Origin of the sequence: Gemmatimonas sp., assembly GCF_041689975.1 — a bacterium.
Classification (GTDB): domain Bacteria; phylum Gemmatimonadota; class Gemmatimonadetes; order Gemmatimonadales; family Gemmatimonadaceae; genus Gemmatimonas.
The window spans coordinates 1-19,066 of record NZ_JBDNFF010000432.1; the positions used below are offsets into that span (position 1 = coordinate 1).

13 protein-coding genes and 1 tRNA gene are annotated in these 19,066 nt (G+C 65.0%); 7 read left to right on the forward strand and 7 right to left on the reverse strand.

The window, feature by feature from the left end; genetic code table 11:
• On the reverse strand, nt 1-3,764 hold a 3,764-nt coding region (locus ACESNG_RS24100; protein WP_373071266.1), incomplete at its 3' end, for a carboxypeptidase regulatory-like domain-containing protein.
• A gap of 210 nt (nt 3,765-3,974) precedes the next feature.
• Between ACESNG_RS24100 and ACESNG_RS24105 the strand changes: the two genes are divergently transcribed.
• Nucleotides 3,975-5,258, forward strand: coding sequence for an HD domain-containing protein (locus ACESNG_RS24105; RefSeq protein ID WP_373061138.1), 1,284 nt, complete (start codon nt 3,975-3,977; stop codon nt 5,256-5,258).
• 17 nt (nt 5,259-5,275) lie between these two features.
• Here ACESNG_RS24105 and ACESNG_RS24110 read toward each other — a convergent pair whose 3' ends face one another.
• The 4 genes from ACESNG_RS24110 to ACESNG_RS24125 are packed head-to-tail and all read right to left on the reverse strand — an operon-like array spanning nt 5,276 to nt 9,012.
• The gene (locus ACESNG_RS24110; RefSeq protein ID WP_373061139.1) at nt 5,276-5,971 is read right to left on the reverse strand and encodes a thioredoxin family protein; all 696 of its coding nucleotides are present in this window, start codon (nt 5,969-5,971) and stop codon (nt 5,276-5,278) included.
• The gene (locus ACESNG_RS24115; protein ID WP_373061140.1) at nt 5,971-6,159 is read right to left on the reverse strand and encodes a hypothetical protein; all 189 of its coding nucleotides are present in this window, start codon (nt 6,157-6,159) and stop codon (nt 5,971-5,973) included. Before ACESNG_RS24115 ends, ACESNG_RS24110 begins: the two co-directional genes overlap by 1 nt.
• Nucleotides 6,152-6,943, reverse strand: coding sequence for a Stp1/IreP family PP2C-type Ser/Thr phosphatase (locus ACESNG_RS24120; protein ID WP_373061141.1), 792 nt, complete (start codon nt 6,941-6,943; stop codon nt 6,152-6,154). Before ACESNG_RS24120 ends, ACESNG_RS24115 begins: the two co-directional genes overlap by 8 nt.
• Before the next feature lie 59 nt (nt 6,944-7,002).
• Nucleotides 7,003-9,012, reverse strand: coding sequence for an ABC transporter ATP-binding protein (locus tag ACESNG_RS24125; protein ID WP_373071268.1), 2,010 nt, complete (start codon nt 9,010-9,012; stop codon nt 7,003-7,005).
• A gap of 42 nt (nt 9,013-9,054) precedes the next feature.
• Here ACESNG_RS24125 and uvrA point away from each other — a divergent pair, with 42 nt between their 5' ends.
• The 3 genes from uvrA to ACESNG_RS24140 all read left to right on the forward strand — a co-directional run bounded on the left by uvrA (nt 9,055) and on the right by ACESNG_RS24140 (nt 12,994).
• On the forward strand, nt 9,055-11,892 hold the full coding sequence (gene uvrA / locus ACESNG_RS24130; RefSeq protein ID WP_373063540.1) for an excinuclease ABC subunit UvrA: 2,838 nt from the start codon (nt 9,055-9,057) through the stop codon (nt 11,890-11,892).
• An 84-nt stretch (nt 11,893-11,976) separates the two neighbouring features.
• Nucleotides 11,977-12,050: transfer RNA gene (locus tag ACESNG_RS24135), tRNA-Asn, on the forward strand.
• 95 nt (nt 12,051-12,145) lie between these two features.
• Nucleotides 12,146-12,994 (forward strand): alpha/beta fold hydrolase, encoded by an 849-nt coding sequence (locus ACESNG_RS24140; RefSeq protein ID WP_373063538.1) that lies wholly within the window; start codon nt 12,146-12,148, stop codon nt 12,992-12,994.
• On the opposite strand, the gene ACESNG_RS24145 is transcribed toward ACESNG_RS24140, so the two are convergent.
• Nucleotides 12,991-13,857 (reverse strand): MOSC domain-containing protein, encoded by an 867-nt coding sequence (locus tag ACESNG_RS24145; RefSeq protein ID WP_373071270.1) that lies wholly within the window; start codon nt 13,855-13,857, stop codon nt 12,991-12,993. The two genes, ACESNG_RS24140 and ACESNG_RS24145, sit on opposite strands and share 4 nt — an antisense overlap.
• An 8-nt stretch (nt 13,858-13,865) precedes the next feature.
• Nucleotides 13,866-15,242: an APC family permease gene (locus ACESNG_RS24150; RefSeq protein WP_373071272.1), complete on the reverse strand. Its 1,377-nt coding sequence runs from the start codon at nt 15,240-15,242 to the stop codon at nt 13,866-13,868.
• A 64-nt stretch (nt 15,243-15,306) separates the two neighbouring features.
• Between ACESNG_RS24150 and ACESNG_RS24155 the strand changes: the two genes are divergently transcribed.
• From ACESNG_RS24155 to ACESNG_RS24165, 3 genes are read left to right on the forward strand one after another with little or no spacing between them, the layout of a single operon-like run.
• The gene (locus ACESNG_RS24155; protein ID WP_373071274.1) at nt 15,307-16,689 is read left to right on the forward strand and encodes a M16 family metallopeptidase; all 1,383 of its coding nucleotides are present in this window, start codon (nt 15,307-15,309) and stop codon (nt 16,687-16,689) included.
• Nucleotides 16,689-18,146, forward strand: coding sequence for a M16 family metallopeptidase (locus tag ACESNG_RS24160; protein ID WP_373063530.1), 1,458 nt, complete (start codon nt 16,689-16,691; stop codon nt 18,144-18,146). The genes ACESNG_RS24155 and ACESNG_RS24160 overlap by 1 nt, the downstream gene beginning before the upstream one ends.
• Complete coding sequence (locus ACESNG_RS24165; RefSeq protein WP_373071276.1) at nt 18,143-19,063, forward strand: sulfurtransferase; 921 nt, start codon at nt 18,143-18,145, stop codon at nt 19,061-19,063. The genes ACESNG_RS24160 and ACESNG_RS24165 overlap by 4 nt, the downstream gene beginning before the upstream one ends.
• The last annotated feature ends 3 nt before the right edge of the window (nt 19,064-19,066 follow it).

A 19,066-nucleotide genomic window follows, 5' to 3' on the forward strand; every position in this document is an offset into this window, starting at 1 on the left:
CCACCACCACCACCAAAGCCACCACGCATACCGCCGCCGCCGAACTGGTTCCCACCGGCGGTACCCGAGCGCAAACCCTGTAACGTGCGCTTATCCAGGAAGCTCACCAACGACGTAGGCAGCACGCGGATCTGGACCGGCGTGAGCATGCGCTTGATGTCCGGCACGATCTTGATGAGCATGTCGACCGTCTGCTCGCGGGCATCTCTGTAGCGGCCGTACGCGTCGTCGTGGTTGTACTTGTCGGGCAGCTCAGACAGGAACTTGGTGACGGGGTTCCAGATGGTGTCTGAGCGGAGCACGAAGTAGCGGTTGAGCGTGGCCAGACTGTCGGCCTGCTTGCGCGTGAGCTTGAGCGTATCCGCCTGCTGCAGCAACTGCTGCATCGGGTTGATGATGCCGGAGGTCGCCGTACCACGCAGCTGTTGCAACGTCGGCTTGTTGCCGGCGCGTGAGCGGCCACGATCGAGCTGCTGCAACAGCTGCTGCTGCTCGCGCGTAGGGCCGACGTCGACGCGCATCGACATCGTGAAAGACGTCGCTTGTGCGCGCTGCGTAGTCTGCGCCGGGCGCGTGGAGCCGAAGCGCTCGTTTACTTCATACTTGAAGCTGTTCGAGGCGGCGTCGAAGCCGCGAACAAAGAGCAGCGGGCCGCTCGGGACCACGAAGGCGCCCCACCCCTTCAGTCCCGACTCCCCGTTCACGAGGCGATCGAGACCATTGAGTGGATTGGCGATCTGCAGGCTGAGGGTGGTGCGCTGCGGCAGGCCGACCTTGAGCGAGTTGAACGAGATGTTCAGGTTGCCCTGCATCGTCCACGGGCTTGTGCAGGAATTGCGCGCGGCGAATTGGCCCAGTTGGCTGCGCAGGCAGGACACGGCTTCCCTCGTGCCGGTCGCCAGCAGGTTCTCGAGACCGGCCTTGAGCGCCGGATCGGTGACGGTGGCCGGATCGTAGATGAACGCCCGGTCGTTGCCGTAGCTGTCACCATTCAAGTCCTGATTGATCGTAGGCGTGTAGTTCACGCCTGAGCGGAGGTTGCCGTTCCACGAGATGCGCACGGCATCCCACGCGTTGTAGCTGACCGAATACTGAATCTGGTGACGCGAGAAGAAAGCACCCCTGGACCATTCGGTACCGCTCGGCGAACCGACCGTGCTGTTGAAGCCGAGGAACTGTTCGCGCACATCGGCCAGCACGTAGGCCACGCTCCAACCATAGCGGGAGTTGAAGACCGCCGGGCGCAAGCTGAGGTTGATCTGCTTGCTTTCCGCATCGAGCGTCGAGGTCTGCCCAGTCACACGACCGAACGCGTCGTCTACGCGCGCGTTGCGCCACGCCACGACGCCGGTCGTCGGCACGATCGCCGACGGCGTCACGTAGATGGGCCGATTCAGTTCGTTGGCCAGCGTGAACTGCTGGATGCCCGGGAAATTCAGATCGACAGCGCCCTGCTGGCGCTGATTACGCGAGTACGTGCCGTCCACCGAGAGCAGGAACCGATTCTTGAGCACCGCACCGGCCCATTGCAGGTTGCCGCGAATAGAGCGCTGTGCGAGGAAGTCGGGCACGAACAGCGTGATGTTGGGCGAGCTGTTCGCGAACACCGTGCCGCTGGTGCCGTCGGCGCAGGCGCGCGGAATGTTCGCTTCGCTTACCGCGTAGGCCGTCCAGTTCGGAGTCGGCGTGGCGGCACCAAAGCAGGTGAGCTGCTGGAGCGCCGAAGGGAGGCCGGTGTTGTCGATGGCGTTCGAGATGAGCTGCGTGCCCGGCGTGTTCTGAAACACACCGACGCCACCGCGGATCACGGCGCGCGGAGCGCGGACCATTCCGGGAAGTAGTGTCATCTGGTCGGCCTGCCCCACGGTCCACGAGAAACCAACGCGCGGACTCACGTACAGGCGGTTCGGCGTTTCCGCATTGTCGTAGCCGAACGCCGATAACACGGCTGGATTCGACTGCGGCCCCTTCGAGAAGTGGTTACCGTCGACGCGCACACCAAACTGCACCTGCACATTGCTCGTGGGGCGCCAGGCATCCCCTAGGGACATCGCTCCGACGATCTGGCTACCGGCCCGCATACGGGGCGATAGCGTGCGGGTGAACGAGACCGGTCGATTGGCTTGCAGGTCGGTCAGCGAGTTGTAGTTGAACGAGCCGAACTGATTGAACGGGACGTTCTGCGAGAACTCATCGAGACGCAGCTCACTGGTGAGCTTCACGCGGTGACGGTTGTCGTCGGAGAACCACGACATCGTGTTGTTCGCCGCCAGCGACGAGTTGCTGGACGACGTGTTCAGACTGGGCGAGCCGCCGAACAGTAGATTACTCACCGCTGCCGACCCATCGCCCAGCTGCGAATTCACGCGCACCGAACCAGCTGGGAGAATGGCGAACGGATCGGACGCGTTGCGGCTCAGGCTATAGCCGATCGTGCTTTCCGTGAAGATGCCCTTGAAGCCGAGCAGACCGCTGTGACGCGCCTGCAAGGCGCCACCGTAATTGTCGCGTGTGCCGTCACGCGTGGGCGTGAACAAGCTGGCCGAGCCGCCACCGAAGCCGCCGAACCCAGCACCACCGCCTCCACCGCCGCCCACCGGAGCCGTTCCGGAGTAGTTTCCCGATAGCGTGATGGCGAACGTGTTGCCACGATTCGAATTGGGCTGCACGTAATCGAAGCTGTTCAGCATCGTGGCAGTCGTACGAATCCGCTCCGGCGAATAGCCACCCACCGTGATCGGCACGTTGCCAGCCCCAAGGATGTTGAGCAGGCGCGCCACCGAGTCGGCCGCCACACCGGCCGTCTCGAAGCCCAGCGAACTCTCGCTCAGCAACGTCTGCAAATCCTGCAAGCGACGATCGTACTGGAACGACGAGTTGAAGAAGGCGCGATCCGCCTTGATCGGTCCCGACGCGGAGCCGCCAAGCGACATGTTCGTGAACTGCTGACCCGTGGCGAGACCGGTCTGGTCGAGCCACTGCATCTGCGGCGTGATCAGGTTGCCGCTGAGGCCGCGGCGGATAAAGTTGGAGCCCGATCTCGTGCGGACCTGCAGCTGACCACCGGAGAAGCCACCGCGCGACACGTCGTACGGCGACGTGGAGAGCGATGTCATCACGTTGGCATCGCGCGGCAACGCGGCATCACCAAAGTTGAGTCCGTTGAGCTGCGTGTTGTTCTGGTCGCCGCCCAAGCCGAATACCGAGAAGGCGTCAGCGCCGCCGTCGGCACCGAGGAGTAGCTGCACCCCGGGAATGGCCGACGCCATCGCCGCCAGATCGCCCAATTGATCGACGTTGAGGAAACCAGCGGTGGCATCGTCAAGCGTCTTTTCCGTACCCGACACGTCGGATACCGTATCGCTGCGCGACGCGGCAGCCCGCCCCGAGACCTGCACGGCATCGAGCGTAACTGTCGCGGGCGCCATGCGCGCGTCGGCGATCAGGATTTCCTGATCGGCCGTCCGCATCACCTGATAGCGACGCGGGGCAAGGCCGACGGCCGCAAAAGTCACCCAGTAGTCGCCTTCCCCGCCGGGAAAGGAAATCGTGTAGCGCCCGTTCTTGTCGGTGCGTGATGAGCGACTGACGTTGCCGCCAAGCGTCGTCGCTGTGACGAGCACGTTCGAAATCGGTTGCGCGTCGGTGCCGAGCACACGGCCACGGATGATGTCGACGGCCTGTGCGGCCAACGTCAGACTGCACACAAGGAGCAATCCGATGGCGCCGACGAACCGTCTGAGAAACGGAGATGTATAGTTCACGACAATGGAGACGAGGAACGGCACCCGCGTTAAGAGCGGATGTGGGACGTCTTTTCACAGGGAAATCCGACGTGGGACTGCCTACGCGCAATACACGGGGCCCCGTGATTTCGTTGACCGCTGAGGCGAGTCCTCCCGGCCCAGGGCGTTCCGGACCCGTTTGCCGGCCCGCTGATGCCCCGCTGACGTCCGCGCTTCATATCTTTCTGCATGGAGATTCTTCGCGATCCGCTCTGGAACAACATCCGTCTCGATCCGTTGGCGCTGGCGCTGCTGGAAACGCCGGTGGTCCAGCGTCTGCGCTACGTGCGCCAACTCGGCCTCGCCTTTCTGGTGTATCCGGGAGCGACGCATTCGCGATTCGAGCACGCGTTGGGGGCGTGGCACCTCGCCGGCGTCGCCTTGCGCCTGCTCGAAGAACGCGGCGCGCTGGACGGCATCGATGCCCGATCACAACACATCGTGCGGGCGGCCGCGCTGCTGCACGATGTGGGGCACTACCCGTTCTCGCACGCGCTCGAAGAGATCGGCGTCACCCATCACGAACTGGTCGCGCATCCGCTGATCACGTCGGGGCCCGTGGCCACCGTGCTGCGCAGCGCGCTCGGGCCGTCGGCTCCCGACGAGGTGTTCGCGCTGATCACCGGTCGCAGCACCGACGCGTTGCAGGGACTCATCTCGGGCTCACTCGATCTCGACAAGATCGAATATCTCAAGCGCGATGCGACGATGTGCGGCGTGCCGTATGGCGAGATCGATGTGGATCGACTGCTCAACTCACTCGTGATCGTGCAGACTCCCGGGCGCACCACGCGCATGGTCGGCGTACATGAGAAGGGATTGTCGGCGCTCGAATCGTTGCTGTTCGCGAAGTACCAGATGTACCGGAACGTGTACTGGCATCATGCCGTACGCAGCGCGACGGCCATGTACAAACGACTGGTTGCCGTCGCACTCGACTCGGGCCATGTGGCCTCCGACAAGGTCGCGCACTTCACCGACGAAGGGCTGCTCGTGCATCTCGATGTGCCGACGTTGCCCGTCGAGGCGCGCGCGATGCTGGACGGTCTGCGCTTCCGACGGCTGCACAAGCGCGCCTACGAGTGCCCGGCGGCCACGCTCGGCGACGAAGTCGGCGAGTGGATCGCCAGCGACTTCCATCTCACCCGACGCGTCGAGGATGCGTTCGCGCGCGAGTTGGGCTTACCGGCCGGCGCCGTGCTGGTCGACTATCCGGCCAAAACGCAGATGCTGGGGCTCGATATTCCCATGCAGCGTCGCGATGGTCGGGTGGAGCAGCTCACGGCGGCCGGATGGGAAGGTGCGATCAACCTGCCCCGACTCAGCGACGAACTCTATCGCAGCGCGCGTCGTCTTCGCGTGTTCACGACCGACCGCGCGCCGGTTCCGGAAGAGCGGGTGCTGGCGGCGCTCCGCGAAGACGCTGATGTGGTGCGGGCCCGACTCGACGCCGGGACAGCGCTGCTCGGGTAGCGCTGCCCGGGTAGCCCTTACGGCCGGGTTCCGCGCGCACAGCGCGGGGATCCGGCCTTCGCCGCTTCCAACATCTCCACCGCTTCGGTGGTAATGGCCACGCCGCGATTGGCGGCGTAGAACGTGCGAATGCCCGCATGCAGCGAATCGCTACTGACCTTTCCGCGCACGCCATGCGCCCAATCGCGGATTTCGCGTGGCAGCTCCACGATGCACCCCACGTCGTTCCCGTTGCTGTCGAGGAGCACAAAGGTCGGCGTGGCGGTGCGGCCGTCAATTGAGCGGTGGCTGTCCTGCACCGGTCGGCCGTTCACCGGCAGCACCATGCGGAGATCGAGCCCCGGTACCATCTCCGACAGTTTGGCCAAATAGGGGACGTTGTTCATGGAGTCACCGCAGGCATCGATGGCGACCACCAGCAGGTGCCAGGTACCACCCACGGCTTTGGCGCGCGCCACCAGCGCGTCGTCCACCCGCGCGCTGTCGGCCATTTTGAGCCACCCCTCACGTCGCGCCTTGGCGGCCGCGAGGAAATCGGGGAAGCTCTGGCCGCTGGTGAACAGCGCCATCAAGGTGCTGTCCTGAGAAACTACGCAGCCCGGCGCACGAGCGGGCGCCGCCGTGGTCGCCGCACGTGCGGGCGTGGCAGCGAGGGCCACGAGGGCCAGCGAGAGGCCGGCCACGAGGCAAGCGCGATGAGGTGTGTTGGACATCAGGGACGGTCCGGTGAACGGGGCTTCGTGCGTCCGTGCGCGTCGGCCAGCTTGCGGCCAATGCCACGGTAGAACGCTGCATCGAGCGGCTTCTCGTCGGTTTCCAGCGACAAGGCACACCGCTCTATGGCGTAGAGAACGTTGCCGAGGTAGAGCTCGGCAACGTCCCCGACCGACTCCTCAGGCATGCGAAACGGCAGCCTGTTCGCCGGTCGTGCCGGTGCTGCCGGAGCCATGCACCTGGAGAACCTGGACGACGATGGCGGTGATGTTATCGAGCCCACCGCGGCGATTCGCCTCGGTAATCATGGCGTCGACCATGCGTCCTGGCGTCTGGCGCGACTCGAGGATTTTTTTGAGCTGCGGATCCTCGACCATGCCGGTCAGGCCGTCCGAGGCGACGAGATAGAGATCGCCGTTCTGGATTTCCCCGTTCAGCACGTCGGCTTCGACCGCTGCATTGGCGCCCACGCAACGGGTGATCACGTTGCTGTAGGGGTGGTAGCGCGCCTGCTCCGGGGTGAGAAAGCCGGCGTCGACCTGTTCCTGCACGTAGGAGTGGTCTTTGGTGAGCTGGCGCAGGGCGCCGTCACGCAGGAGATAGACGCGCGAATCACCAATGTGACCGATGATCCAGCGTCCTTGGCCGATCATGATGCAGGAGGCAGTGGTGCCCATACCCTGCTTGTCGGCTTCCTGGATGGTGCGCTCGTAGATGGCCCGATTGGCGGCCCTCAGCGCTTCACCCATACGAGAGAGCGGCGGGTTGCCCGTCAGGTCGCGGACATCAGTGAGGTCGCGCGCAACGATCTGCACTGCCATCTCACTGGCCACTTCGCCAGCGGCGTGACCGCCCATGCCATCCGCAACGATGAAGAGCCCTCGCTCCTGATCGGCGTCCGCATAAAGGCTGTCTTCGTTGCCTGCCCGAATGCGCCCGACATCTGTGCCGGCGGCGACGGATAGCTGCACGTGGATAGGAAGGGGTCTGACCGAGAATGACGAATGGGACACGATGCGGAAAAGCGAAGCTACCCGACAGTTGCGTCGGTTGGCAAGCGCGACGCCGAGCTCGCCGACAGATCAGTATTGGCCTTCAGGGGCTCGCCATTAGCCCACAACGCCTTGTTTTCACCCGAATTGATGCGTTGCGGCTCGCCGACCTGCAGGCGGAAGAGCCGATCGTAGAGTCCCTCACGGGCCAGCAGCTGGCGGTGGGTGCCCCGTTCAACGACCTCGCCGTGATGCAACACGAGGATCTCGTCGGCGTCGACGATGGTGCTGAGTCGATGGGCTATCGCGATCGTGGTCCGGCCGCGCATGAGCTCCGACACGGCCCGCTGGATCTCCGCCTCGATCTGTGAGTCGACGGCGCTGGTGGCTTCGTCGAGGATCAGCAACGCCGGATCAGCGGCCACCGCGCGCGCGAAAGCCAGCAGCTGCCGCTCGCCCACGCTCACGCCTCCACCGCGTTCCGCCAGTTCGTGGTGCCAACCGCCGGGAAGACGATCAATGACCCGGTCGGCGCCGACCCGGGCAGCGGACGCGGCGAGGGTCTCGTCGTCGATAGCGGCGTCGAGCCGCAGGTTGCCGGCCACGTCGCCCGCGAAGAGGAAAATGTCCTGCTGCACGTACCCGATGACCGAGCGGAGCACGTCCACCGGCAGTTCGCGAATGTCCACGCCATTGACCAGAATGCGGCCACGCTGCGGCTCATAGAACCGAAGCAGGAGGTTGACGATGGTCGTCTTGCCGGCTCCCGTGTGCCCCACCAGCGCGATCTCCTGGCCCGGTGCCACCCGGAAGCTCACGCCCTTGAGCACCCAGCGGATACCGCCCGGTGGGTCTCCCGACGCCATCGGGAGGAGCGCATCGGCGGTACTAGGCGACGCCGGCGTGTGATCCTCGGACACCCCTTGCTCCCGATCGTACGCAAACCAGACATCCTCGAACGCGACAGTCACGCCGTTCGACCGCAGGGCGCCGACGCGGGCTTCGCGATCGGGGGGGCAGGCGACGCCGGCCGCGACTGGGGTATCGAGCAAGCCGAAAATGCGTTCGGACGCGGCCATCGCCGCCTGGAGGATGTTGTACTTTTCGGAAAGATCCTGCAGCGGCTGAAAAAATCGTCGCACGAGCTGCAGGAAGGCGGCCACGGTACCCACCGTGATCGCGTCGCTCCCCACCCGGAAGCCGGCGGTGACCAGCAGGCTGGCCAGCGCGAACGTGGTGAGGAACTCGATCAACGGAAAATACAGCGCGTAAACCGTGATCGACTTGAGATGGGCGTCGAGATGCGACTGGTTGAGCGCATCGAAGCGACGGACCTCATGCGCCTCGCGACCGAACAGCTGCACGATGCGCATGCCACCGATCCGCTCGCCGATGAAGGCGTTCAGGCGCGCCAGGCGGGTGCGAACGTCGCGGTACGCCGTACGCACCGAATTCTGGAAGACCCGCGAGGCAACCAGGACCAGGGGGATGACCACAAAGGCGGCCATCGCCAGCTGCCAATCCACCGAAAGCATCACCACGCCGATCGCGAGCAGCGTGAACAGGTCGCCGACCCCCGCCACGACTCCGGACGTAAAGAGCTCGTTGAGCGCCTCGACATCGCTGGTGACGCGGGTGACCAGTCGTCCCACCGGATTGCGATCGAAGTACGCCACGGGGAGGCGCTGCAGTCGTTCGAACAGCTCGCGCCGCAGGTCGCGCATCACGCGCTGCCCCAGCAGCGAGGTGAACACGGTCTCACCGAAGGCCGCCCCGAACTGGGCCACCAGCAGTGCCGCGTACATGAGTGCAACCTGTACCACGAGTCCGCTGTCTCCGGACGGGAGCGCACGGTCGATGACCCAGCGGGTGAGCAGCGGTCCGATCACCTGCATTCCGGACTGGACAATGATGCACGCCAGCGCCATGACGACCAGCGCGCGATACGGGCGCACGTAGGCCAGCAGTCGCCGCACGAGGCGCGCGTCGTATGCCTTGCCGAGGGCGTCGTCGCCGGTGGATGACGAGGTGTTCGCTGAAGCAGCCATGGAATGCGGAATCTAGCGGGCCGCTCCGATAGTTTTCACGACATGAAGGATCGCATTCGTATCCGTGGTGCCCGTCAGCACAACCTGAAGGGCTTTGATCTCGACATCCCACGCCGGGCCATTACGGTTGTCACCGGCGTGTCGGGCTCGGGCAAATCGTCGCTCGCCTTCGACACGATTTACGCCGAAGGCCAGCGGCGCTACGTGGAGTCGCTGTCGGCCTACGCGCGGCAGTTTCTCGAGCGGATGGAGAAACCGGCGGTCGATTCGATCGAGGGGCTCTCCCCTGCCGTCGCCATCGAGCAGAAGAATCCCACGCGTACGTCGCGGTCTACTGTAGGCACGGCCACGGAGATCTATGATTATCTGCGGCTGCTCTGGGCGCGCGTGGGGCACACGTTCTGCCGCGTATGCGGTCGCGAACTGCGTCCCGACACCGTACAGTCGGTAACCGATGCCGTGATGGCACTTCCCGAGGGCACGCGCTTCATGGTGGCCTGCCCGCTGATTCGCTCCAGCGAAGTCACGCACGCCGTCATCGCGGAAAACTTGCGGGCGCGCGGGCTGGTGCGCGTGGCACTCGGTGAACGCATCGTGCATCTGGACGACGTCGACGCCGAAGGCATCGACCTCGCGGCGGCCGGCGATGTCCAGATCGTGATCGATCGACTGCGAGTGGAGGCATCGGCCCCCGGTCGCATCGCCGATGCGGTGCAGACGTCGTTCAACGAGGGCGACGGGGATACGGTGCTACTGTTCCCGGAGCCGGTGCTGCCTCCCGATGCGCTGCGGGCGAGCACGGGCAACACGCCAGTGTCACGACTGGCGTTCACCGAGCGGTTCGAGTGCCCCAACGACGGCACGCGCGCGCCCACGCCGTCGCCGCAGCTGTTCTCGTTCAACAATCCGCGTGGCGCCTGCCCCACCTGTAACGGCTTCGGGGCAACGCTCGACTACGACGAAGCGCTGATCGTGCCGAATCAGGATCGCTCGGTGCGTGACGGGGCGATCGACCCGTGGACGGCACCGCGCTACGAGAAGCAGCGTCGCACGGTCGTGGAGTTCGCACGCTCACTCGGCGTGTCACCCGATGCCGCGTGGAAGACGCTGCCGGTGAAAGCACGCGACCAGCTGCTACGCGCGAAGTCGCGCGCATACACCGGCATCTTCCCGTTTCTCGAAGCGCTCGAAGAGAAGCGGTACAAGCAGTACATCCGCATTTTCCTGCGCAAGTATCAGAGTGCGCGCACCTGTCGTGACTGTGGCGGAGCCAAGCTGCAGCCTGATGCGATGGCGGTGCGCATTCAGGATCGCACGATCGCCGACGTGACGCGGATGCCGGTACGCGATCTGCACACGTGGCTCGATACGCTCGCGCTGTCACCAAGCGACACGCAGATCGCCGAGGCGGTGCTGCGCGAAGCGCGCAGCCGGACGCGCTTTCTGGCGGATGTCGGATTGACGTATCTCACGCTCGATCGCGCCACGCGGACGCTGTCGGGTGGCGAGGCGCAGCGTATCACGCTGTCGAATGCACTGGGTGCGGCGCTGGTGGATGCCACGTATGTGTTGGACGAACCCAGCATCGGATTGCACGCGCGCGACCTCGACAAGCTGCTCGCGCTGCTCGTGCGCCTGCGCGATCACGGCAACACCGTGATCATGGTGGAGCACGATCTCGCGGCCATGCGCATCGCCGACTACATGGTGGAGCTGGGCCCACACGCCGGTGAACGCGGTGGCGAGGTGGTGTTCGCCGGACCGATCGCGGAGATCGCCAACAGTCCGCTCACCGGGCAGTACCTCACGGGGGCACGAACGATTCCGTTGCCGGCCAAGCGACGGGCGGTCGGGCCGCGCTGGCTCGATCTTAAAGGCGCCAGCGCGAACAACGTGAACAACGTCGACGTGCGCTTCCCGCTGGGCGCGATGACCGTGGTGACCGGCGTGTCGGGCTCGGGCAAGAGCACGCTGGTACACGACATACTGTTCCACGCCATCGAAGCACGGTTGCACGGCGAGCATTCGGCCAAGGAGCATCTGGGAGAAACCGTGGGAACGTTCACGTCGCTGTCGGGAGAGGAGTTTCTCGACGACGTAGTTCTCGTGGATCAGAGCCCGATCGGCAAGTCGCCGCGCTCGAACCCGGTGACGTACGTGAAAGCCTACGACGAAGTGCGGAAGCTGTTCGCCGAGATGCCACTATCGAAAACGCGCGGCTATACCCCGGGGCACTTCTCGTTCAATGTGGCCGGCGGTCGCTGCGATCAGTGCGAAGGCGCCGGGGCGATCGAAGTGGAGATGGTGTTCATGGCCGACGTGTTCGTGCCCTGCGACGCCTGCGGCGGGAAGCGATTCAAGCCGGACGTGCTCGAGGTGCGGGTGCGCGGCCGCAACATCGCGGACGTGCTCGAGCTCACCGTAGACGAAGCGATCAAGTTTTTCCCGCGCGAGGACAAGCTGGCGCAGGCGCTCTGGCACGTGCAGCAGGTTGGGCTGGGCTACCTGCGCTTGGGGCAACCGGCGACCACGTTGTCCGGCGGTGAGGCCCAGCGGCTGAAGATTGCCCGCGAACTGGCGCTGACGGCTCGGGGCGGTGCCCGCAAGCTGTACGTGCTCGATGAGCCGACTACCGGCCTGCACCTCGAGGATATCCGGAAGCTGGCGCAGGTGTTCGAACGGCTGCTGGATCAGGGGCACACGTTGGTGCTGATTGAACACAACTTGGATGTGATCAAGCTGGCCGACTGGATCGTGGACATGGGTCCCGACGGCGGCGACGGCGGCGGGCACCTGGTGGCGACGGGCCGGCCGGAGGAGATCGTGAAAGTGGCGGCCTCGCACACGGGACGATGGCTCAGGACGGTGCTGCCCGCTTGACTCAATCGGGTGGGATGACGATACTATGATGCTCTTGCATGGCCGTTCGCGGTTGTGCGAGACGGCGGCGACGGCCGTCGATATTCCCGGGTAGCTCAGCCAGGTAGAGCAGGTGACTGTTAATCACCCTGTCGGGGGTTCGAGTCCCTCCCCGGGAGCTGAATACGAATTCTGACACGAAAAGGGTCACCGCCAACGCGGTGGCCTTTTCGTTTGGGTGGCCGACCGTCGCGCGTATCAGCCATACTTCACCATGGCCAACGACGTCCCCGCCAGCATCCGCATCATTCGCGGGGCAAACCGCACCCTTGGTCGCGTCGCGCCGTCGTTGGCCTCACGCATAAGCCGCCGGATCTTCGCGACGCCACGCAAGTTCGCGCCGCGCGACTGGGAGCTGCCGTTCGAGGCGATGGCCACCCGCCAGCGCTTGACGAGCGGGCTGTCCGTACTGCGCGCCGGCAACGGTCCGGCAGTGGCCCTGATCCATGGCTGGGAAGGACGCGCAACACAGTTTGCCGCACTGGCCCCTGCACTGCTCGCCGGCGGCTTCAGTGTGGTCGCTATCGACGCACCGGGGCACGGCCACTCGCGTGGGAAGCAATCAGATCCGTATCGCTTCGCTGAAGCGTTGATCGAGGTCAGCACGCAGATCATTCCCCTTTACGCGGCGGTGGGGCACTCCATGGGTGGCGGTAGTATCGCGCTCGCCCTGTCGTCGGGACTTTCCGTATCCCGTGCAGCGCTCATTGCCAGCCCATCGTCGCTGCTCGACGTGCTGCACCGATTCTCGGCCGAGATGCACCTGCCGCCAAAAGCGACCGACCATTTCGTGCGCGACGCGCGACGTCGTATCGAGGCGCGCGGCTATCGCACCGATGACATCGAGGGCGCGTTGCGTTCGGTGGATGTACCGGCGCTGGTGGTCCATGCGGTCGACGACAAGGAAGTGCCCTTCGCTCATGCAGAGCGGATCGCGGGATTCTGGCCCGGCGCCGCACTGCTGCCGGTGGAGCGCGTGGGCCACCGACGGATCTTGCGCGACCCGATCACGATTGGGGCCGTCGCCGAATTTCTCTTGGCTGGTGCTGAGACAGCGCGCTAACGCAGGCTGACGACTTGCACCTCGTCGCCTACGCGAATCACACCGGCTTCCCGATGCGTGGTGTTCATGCCGAAGATCACGCCGCCATTCGCTCGCCGATACTGCGCGAAGGTGCGCAGTGGCTCGTGGCCGCTTTCAGCGGAGTCGGGATCGACGGTGGTCAGTACGCAACGCGTGCAGGCTGAGCCTACACTCAGGTTTAGACTGCCGATTCGGATATCGCGCCACGTATCTTCGTCGTGCGGCGGCATGCCGGACAGCAGCACGTTCGCCCTGAACCGTCTCGGGTCCATCACATCGGCGTATCCGCTGTCGATCAGGCGGGCATTGAGCGCGTCGATGCTGGCCAATCCAAGCAGGAGCAACGGCGCACCGTCGGACATCGCCACATAGCGCGACTGCGCATCGATCGACCCCGCGAAGCGCGACGCGAGCGGACGGCGGTCCTCGTCGGCCAGGCGCATGAGGCGGCATGCGCGGCTAGCCGCAGCAGTACACCATGCCGCAGCCGCGTTACCCGCGTCGTGCGCCACGACGTCGTCGTCCCACACGCGTACGAGCTGCGTCGGCGCGGCGCGATCGATCGCCTCGATCGGAACGGTCAACGGCGAGAGTCCGGGGGCCGTGAGCCGAATGCCGCCGTTCCGATCGTCCGACAGGAAAGACGGGTGAATCAGCACCAGTTGATGCGTTTCGCGAGCAGTGATCATGGCGCCATTCGCGTCCGCGAGCACCCATCGTCGGTCCCCCACAGCGCCGCGCTCGTCGAGCGTGATTTCCTGCACGCGAATACCGGCCGCCGACTTGAGCGGATGGAGGTACAGCGCGGTGACACGCGCACTGGCAGTTGGTGTCTCGGTCATGGTCTCAGTCACAGCGCGATCGGTGGTTGCGACGATGTGCGGCGGGCATTCCAGTAGAGATACACGGGCACGCCGAGCGCGAGCAGTCCGGCGCCACGCGCGGCATTGCCAGGGTTCGAGATGATCGACCCGATCACCACATAGATGGCCGTCGCAATGAAGATCAGCGTGGTGAACGGATGTCCCGGTGTGTGCACCAGCGACGGCACATGGCTACGCGCATCGCGCTGCCGCAGCACGAACAGCGTGGCGGCCGTGGAGCCGAAGAAGATCCAATCGGCAAACACCACGTAGTCGAGTAACTGGCCATACGTCCCGGTCAACAGCAGTACGAGTGCGACGGCACCTTGCGCGACCAATGCCACCACCGGCGTGCGCGTGGTGGGGTGCAATGCGGCCATGCTCCGGAAGAACAGGCCATCGGCAGCCATGGCCTGATACACGCGCGCCGACATCAGAATCACCATGCCCAGAAAGCCGATGGTGGACGCGACAATGCCGCAGGTGATCAGCGTGCGACCGGCGGGCCCCAGGTACACGAACATCGTGTCGGCGGCCGGCGCGCTGCTGGCGGCGAGTCCTTCCACACCGAGCGCGCGCAGGTAGGCCAGGTTCACCAGCAAATACGTCGCGGCCACGATCAGCACGCCGAGCATGAGCGCCTGCGGTAGCGTGCGGGCGGGGTCGCGCAGCTCTTCGGCCACCGCGTTGGTCTGCTGCCATCCACCGAATGCGAAGAGCACGGGCACCAGCGCCGCGCCCATGGCGACGACATTGGCCGCCATGCCCTGCGGCGGGGCCAGTGGTACCGCGGCGACCGCGGGTACGGGCAACGCGTTCGCCGGCGACATGACGAGCGCCGCGACCACCAGAATGGCGATGGCTGAGAGTTTGAGCACCGTGAGCACGTTGCCCGTGGTGGCGCCGATGTTCACGCCCAGCACGTTCAGCAGCGTGAGGATGACGATGAGGGCGATGGCGATCGCCCGTGCGTTCTCCGGCGCCCACCCCAGCAGCGTGGCGAGGTAGCTGGCGCCTGTCATCGCCACGGCGGCGATGGCGCCGGTTGCCATGATCAGGAACAGCGCCCAGCCGTACAGGAAGGCGGGCAGCGTGCCGAACGCCTCGCGGAGGTACACATAGGTGCCTCCCGCCTGCGGACGGCGGGCCCCCAGTTCGGCGTACACGAAACCGCCGATGATGGCCACGACGGCGCCGATGCCCCAGGCGGCGAGGGTGAGCGGCGCGGTACCGACTCGCTGCGCCACCACCGAAGGGGACAGGAAGATGCCCGAGCCGATGATGCCGCCCACAACCAACATGGTGCCGGAGAAGAGGCCCAGACGGGCGGCATACCCGGCCGGCTGGCGCGCGTGCATATCCATTGCGCCAAAGTGGCCTGTGTACATTTCCAGCGCTACCAGTGACCCCTCTTCGACTTTCCGATCCATGACTCTGCGGTATCGCGTCGGTGCCCTCACGGCAGCCAGTCTGCTGGCGCTCGGGACTTTTGTCGGCCTCGCCTCCGCGCAGAAGGCGCCGACGATTCCCTACGAGAAGTTCACGCTTCCCAACGGTCTCGAGGTGATCCTGCACGTGGATCGATCGGTGCCCATCGTGGCCGTCGAGAATTTCTACAAGGTCGGCTCCGGCGACGAGAAGCGTGGCCGAACCGGCTTCGCGCACCTGTTCGAACACGTGATGTTCATGGGGTCGCAGAACGTCCCCGTAGGCAAGTTCGACGAATGGCTCGAAGCGGCCGGCGCCAGTAACAACGGCTCGACCAACTTCGACCGCACCAACTACTACGAGACCGGCCCCTCGAACGCGCTGCCCCTCATGCTCTGGCTCGACGCCGATCGCATGGGCTGGCTGCTGCCCACGATGGACAAGGAAAAGCTCGACTTGCAGCGCGACGTGGTCAAGAACGAGCGCCGACAGAGCACCGACAACGTGCCGTACGGACGCGCCTACGAGACGATGCTGCCCGTGATGTTCCCGTCGAATCACCCGTATTCCTGGCCGGTGATCGGATCGCTGACCGACCTGAGCGCGGCGTCGGTGACCGACGTGAGCGACTTCTTCCGGCAGTACTACGCGCCGAACAACGCCACCATCACCATTGCCGGCGACTTCAACGCCGACTCCGCGAAGACGTGGGTGCGCAAGTACTTCGGCAACATCCCACGTAACGCCGAGATCGTGCGTCCCACCGTGCCCGCGGTGGCGCTCACGAAAGACACCGTGATGCTGATGGAAGACCGCGTACAGTTGCCACGCGCCTATTACGTGTGGCACGGCGTGAAAGCGTTCAGTCCCGATGACGCAGCACTGGATGCGCTCACCGACATCATCGCCGGTGGCAAGAGCTCACGCTTGTACCGCGCGCTGGTATACGAAAAGCAGATCGCCCAGGACGTGAGCATGGGCAACAGCTCGAGCAAGCTCGATGGCATGATCATGCTGACGGCAACGGCCAAGCCAGGCGTCCATCCGCGCGAGCTCGACGCGGAGATCGCCAAGCTGATCGCCGACGTGGCCAACCGCGGCGTGACCGAGCGCGAGCTCTCGCGCGTGAAGAACGGCATGCGCGCCAGCACGATCGATCGCTTGTCGAGTGTGCTCGGCAAGGCCACGCAGCTCAGTTACTACAACTACTTCACGGGTACGCCAGACTACATGGCCAAGGACCTCGAGCGCTATGAATATCTCACGCTCGCCGATGTTCAGCGCGTGGCGAAGCAGTACGTCGCGGGCCAGCCCAAAATCGTGCTCACCGTGGTACCGGAAGGCAAGAAGGACCTGGCGTTGACCGCAGGAGATCTCCGCTGATGCGCCGCACACTGATGGTTCTCGCGTCGCTGGCTTTCGCGCCGGTGCTCCTTCCCGCTCAGGCTACGGCACCGCAACCGGCTTCCACCACGCCGCCTGTGCTCACGGCACCGAAGCCGCTCACGCTACCTACCATTACCGAGCGCGTGCTGCCCAACGGGCTCAAGCTGGTGATCGTGGAGCAGCACGAGATTCCCGTGGTGGACGCGTCGCTGGTGATTCGCACGGGCGCAGACGCCGATCCCAAGGGCAAGGCCGGATTGGCCACGCTCACCGCGAACCTGCTCGATGAAGGCGCCGGCACCCGTGATGCGCTCGGTCTCGCCGAACAGATCGGATTTCTGGCGATCAGCCTCAGCACAGGCGCCGATATCGATCAGAGCAGGATTTCGATGCACTCCACCACGGCCACTCTCGACAGCGCCATGGGACTGATGGCCGACGTGTTGCTGCGCCCCACCTTCGCCGAAAAGGACTTCCTGCGTCTCAAGAACGAGCGCACGACAGGCCTGCTGCAGGAACAGGATCGTGGACCGGCCATGGCTGACCGCGCGTTCGCAGCGCTGGTGTACGGCGAGTCACATCCGTACGGTCAGAGCAGCATCGGCACCAAAGAAAGCACCGAGGGCCTCACACGCGACGACGTGCCGGCGTTCTGGAAAACGTGGTACCGCCCGAACAACGCCACGCTGGTGATCGTCGGCGATCTGTCGGTGGCCGATGCCGAAGCACTGGCGCGCCGCGCCTTCGGTTCGTGGACACGGGGCGCATTGCCGACGCTCACCGCCAAGCCCGCGCCGGCGAGCGCCGGTGGCAAGGCGACCACGATCTATATCGTGGACAAGCCCAAGGCCGCGCAGTCGAGCTTTCGTCTGGGCGGACTCGGTGTGGCGCGTAGCACGCCGGACTACTACCCGTTGATGGTCGTGAACACGGCGCTGGGTGGGTCGTTCACTTCGCGTCTGAACAACACGCTGCGGGAGAAGAAGGGCTACACGTATGGTGCCGGCTCGAGCTTCACCATGCGAAAAGAAGCCGGTCCATTTCGCGCCAATGCCGAAGTGGTGTCGGCCAAGACGGATTCGGCGCTCATCGAGTTCATGCGCGAAATGAAGGCGATTCGCGATCCCCTGCCTGCCGATGAACTGGCCAAGGCGAAACGTTACCTGCAGCTCGGGTACGCCGAGAACTTCGAGTCCACCGGCGACATCGCGGCGCAGCTCTCGCAGCTTATCCCGTATGGACTCCCGCTCAGCACGCTCAGCGCGTTCAACGCTGGCATCGGCTCGGTCACCGTGCAGTCCGCGCAACGAGTGGCCAACAAGTATCTGGACCCTTCGAAACTCACGATCGTGATCGCTGGCGATCGCGCCTCGATCGAACCCGCGCTCAAAGCCACGGGCATCGCGCCAGTGGAAGTGCGCGACTCACGTGGCCGTCCGGTAATCACCCCATGATGCACCGCCTCATAACCTCCGCGCTCCTGGCCGCGAGTGTGATTACGGCCGGTGCGTGCCATCGTGCGCCGCCACGTGCCATGCCTACGCCGAACGCGGCGAACATGCTCGTGACTACTGCCTGGCTGGCCGAACACCAGAACGATCGCGATCTCGTGGTACTGCACGTGGGCAGCAAGGCGCAGTACGATAGCGGCCACATCGCCGGCAGTCGTCACACGGCGCTCGACGACGTATCGCTCCCTATGGTGCCCGGTGGGTTGAGCTTGCAGTTGGCCGGCGTAGAGCAGCTCACGGCGTGGGCTGTGCGCAACGGCATCGGCGACCGTACGCGCGTGATCGTGGTGCCGCACGATGGGGCGTTGCAATCGGCCACACGAGTGTTCATCACGCTCGCGTATCTCGGGGCGATGGATCGCATCTCGTTGATGAATGGCAGTTATCAGGCGTGGAAGAGCGAGTCGCGCGCGGTCACGACAACGGCTCCTCCCGCGGCGCAGGCCGTCACAATCACGCCGAAACTGCGCCCTGACATCATCGCCACGATCGCGCAGGTGGAGGCGGCCACGAAGGACAGCACGCGGCACATCGTGGACGCGCGACTGACGCGCTTCTACAATGGCGACGGCGGCGGCTATCCGCGTCCGGGGCACATTCCGACGGCGCTGAACGTGCCGCTGTCGAGCGTGAGCACCAACGGCTACTTCAAGCCGATCAGCGAACTGAACAACTTGTTCGCCGACGCCGGCGTAGACGATAGCAAACCCGTGATCACGTACTGTCACATCGGGCAGCAGGCCACGGTGTTGTGGTTTGTGGCGACGATGCTGGGGCGCGACGCGCGGATGTTCGATGGTTCGTTTCAGGAATGGAGCGGCACGGCGCGCCTGCCGGTGGTCGGTCCACCGGCGAAGTAGACG

What these genes read in the sequence shown, in the direction of transcription:
- ACESNG_RS24105 (WP_373061138.1), top strand. Translation starts at nt 3,975, where the DNA reads ATGGAGATTCTTCGCGATCCGCTCTGGAACAACATCCGTCTCGATCCG.
- ACESNG_RS24110 (WP_373061139.1), bottom strand. Translation starts at nt 5,971, where the DNA reads ATGTCCAACACACCTCATCGCGCTTGCCTCGTGGCCGGCCTCTCGCTG.
- ACESNG_RS24115 (WP_373061140.1), bottom strand. Translation starts at nt 6,159, where the DNA reads ATGCCTGAGGAGTCGGTCGGGGACGTTGCCGAGCTCTACCTCGGCAAC.
- ACESNG_RS24125 (WP_373071268.1), bottom strand. Translation starts at nt 9,012, where the DNA reads ATGGCTGCTTCAGCGAACACCTCGTCATCCACCGGCGACGACGCCCTC.
- uvrA (WP_373063540.1), top strand. Translation starts at nt 9,055, where the DNA reads ATGAAGGATCGCATTCGTATCCGTGGTGCCCGTCAGCACAACCTGAAG.
- ACESNG_RS24140 (WP_373063538.1), top strand. Translation starts at nt 12,146, where the DNA reads ATGGCCAACGACGTCCCCGCCAGCATCCGCATCATTCGCGGGGCAAAC.
- ACESNG_RS24145 (WP_373071270.1), bottom strand. Translation starts at nt 13,857, where the DNA reads ATGACCGAGACACCAACTGCCAGTGCGCGTGTCACCGCGCTGTACCTC.
- ACESNG_RS24150 (WP_373071272.1), bottom strand. Translation starts at nt 15,242, where the DNA reads ATGGATATGCACGCGCGCCAGCCGGCCGGGTATGCCGCCCGTCTGGGC.
- ACESNG_RS24155 (WP_373071274.1), top strand. Translation starts at nt 15,307, where the DNA reads ATGACTCTGCGGTATCGCGTCGGTGCCCTCACGGCAGCCAGTCTGCTG.
- ACESNG_RS24160 (WP_373063530.1), top strand. Translation starts at nt 16,689, where the DNA reads ATGCGCCGCACACTGATGGTTCTCGCGTCGCTGGCTTTCGCGCCGGTG.
- ACESNG_RS24165 (WP_373071276.1), top strand. Translation starts at nt 18,143, where the DNA reads ATGATGCACCGCCTCATAACCTCCGCGCTCCTGGCCGCGAGTGTGATT.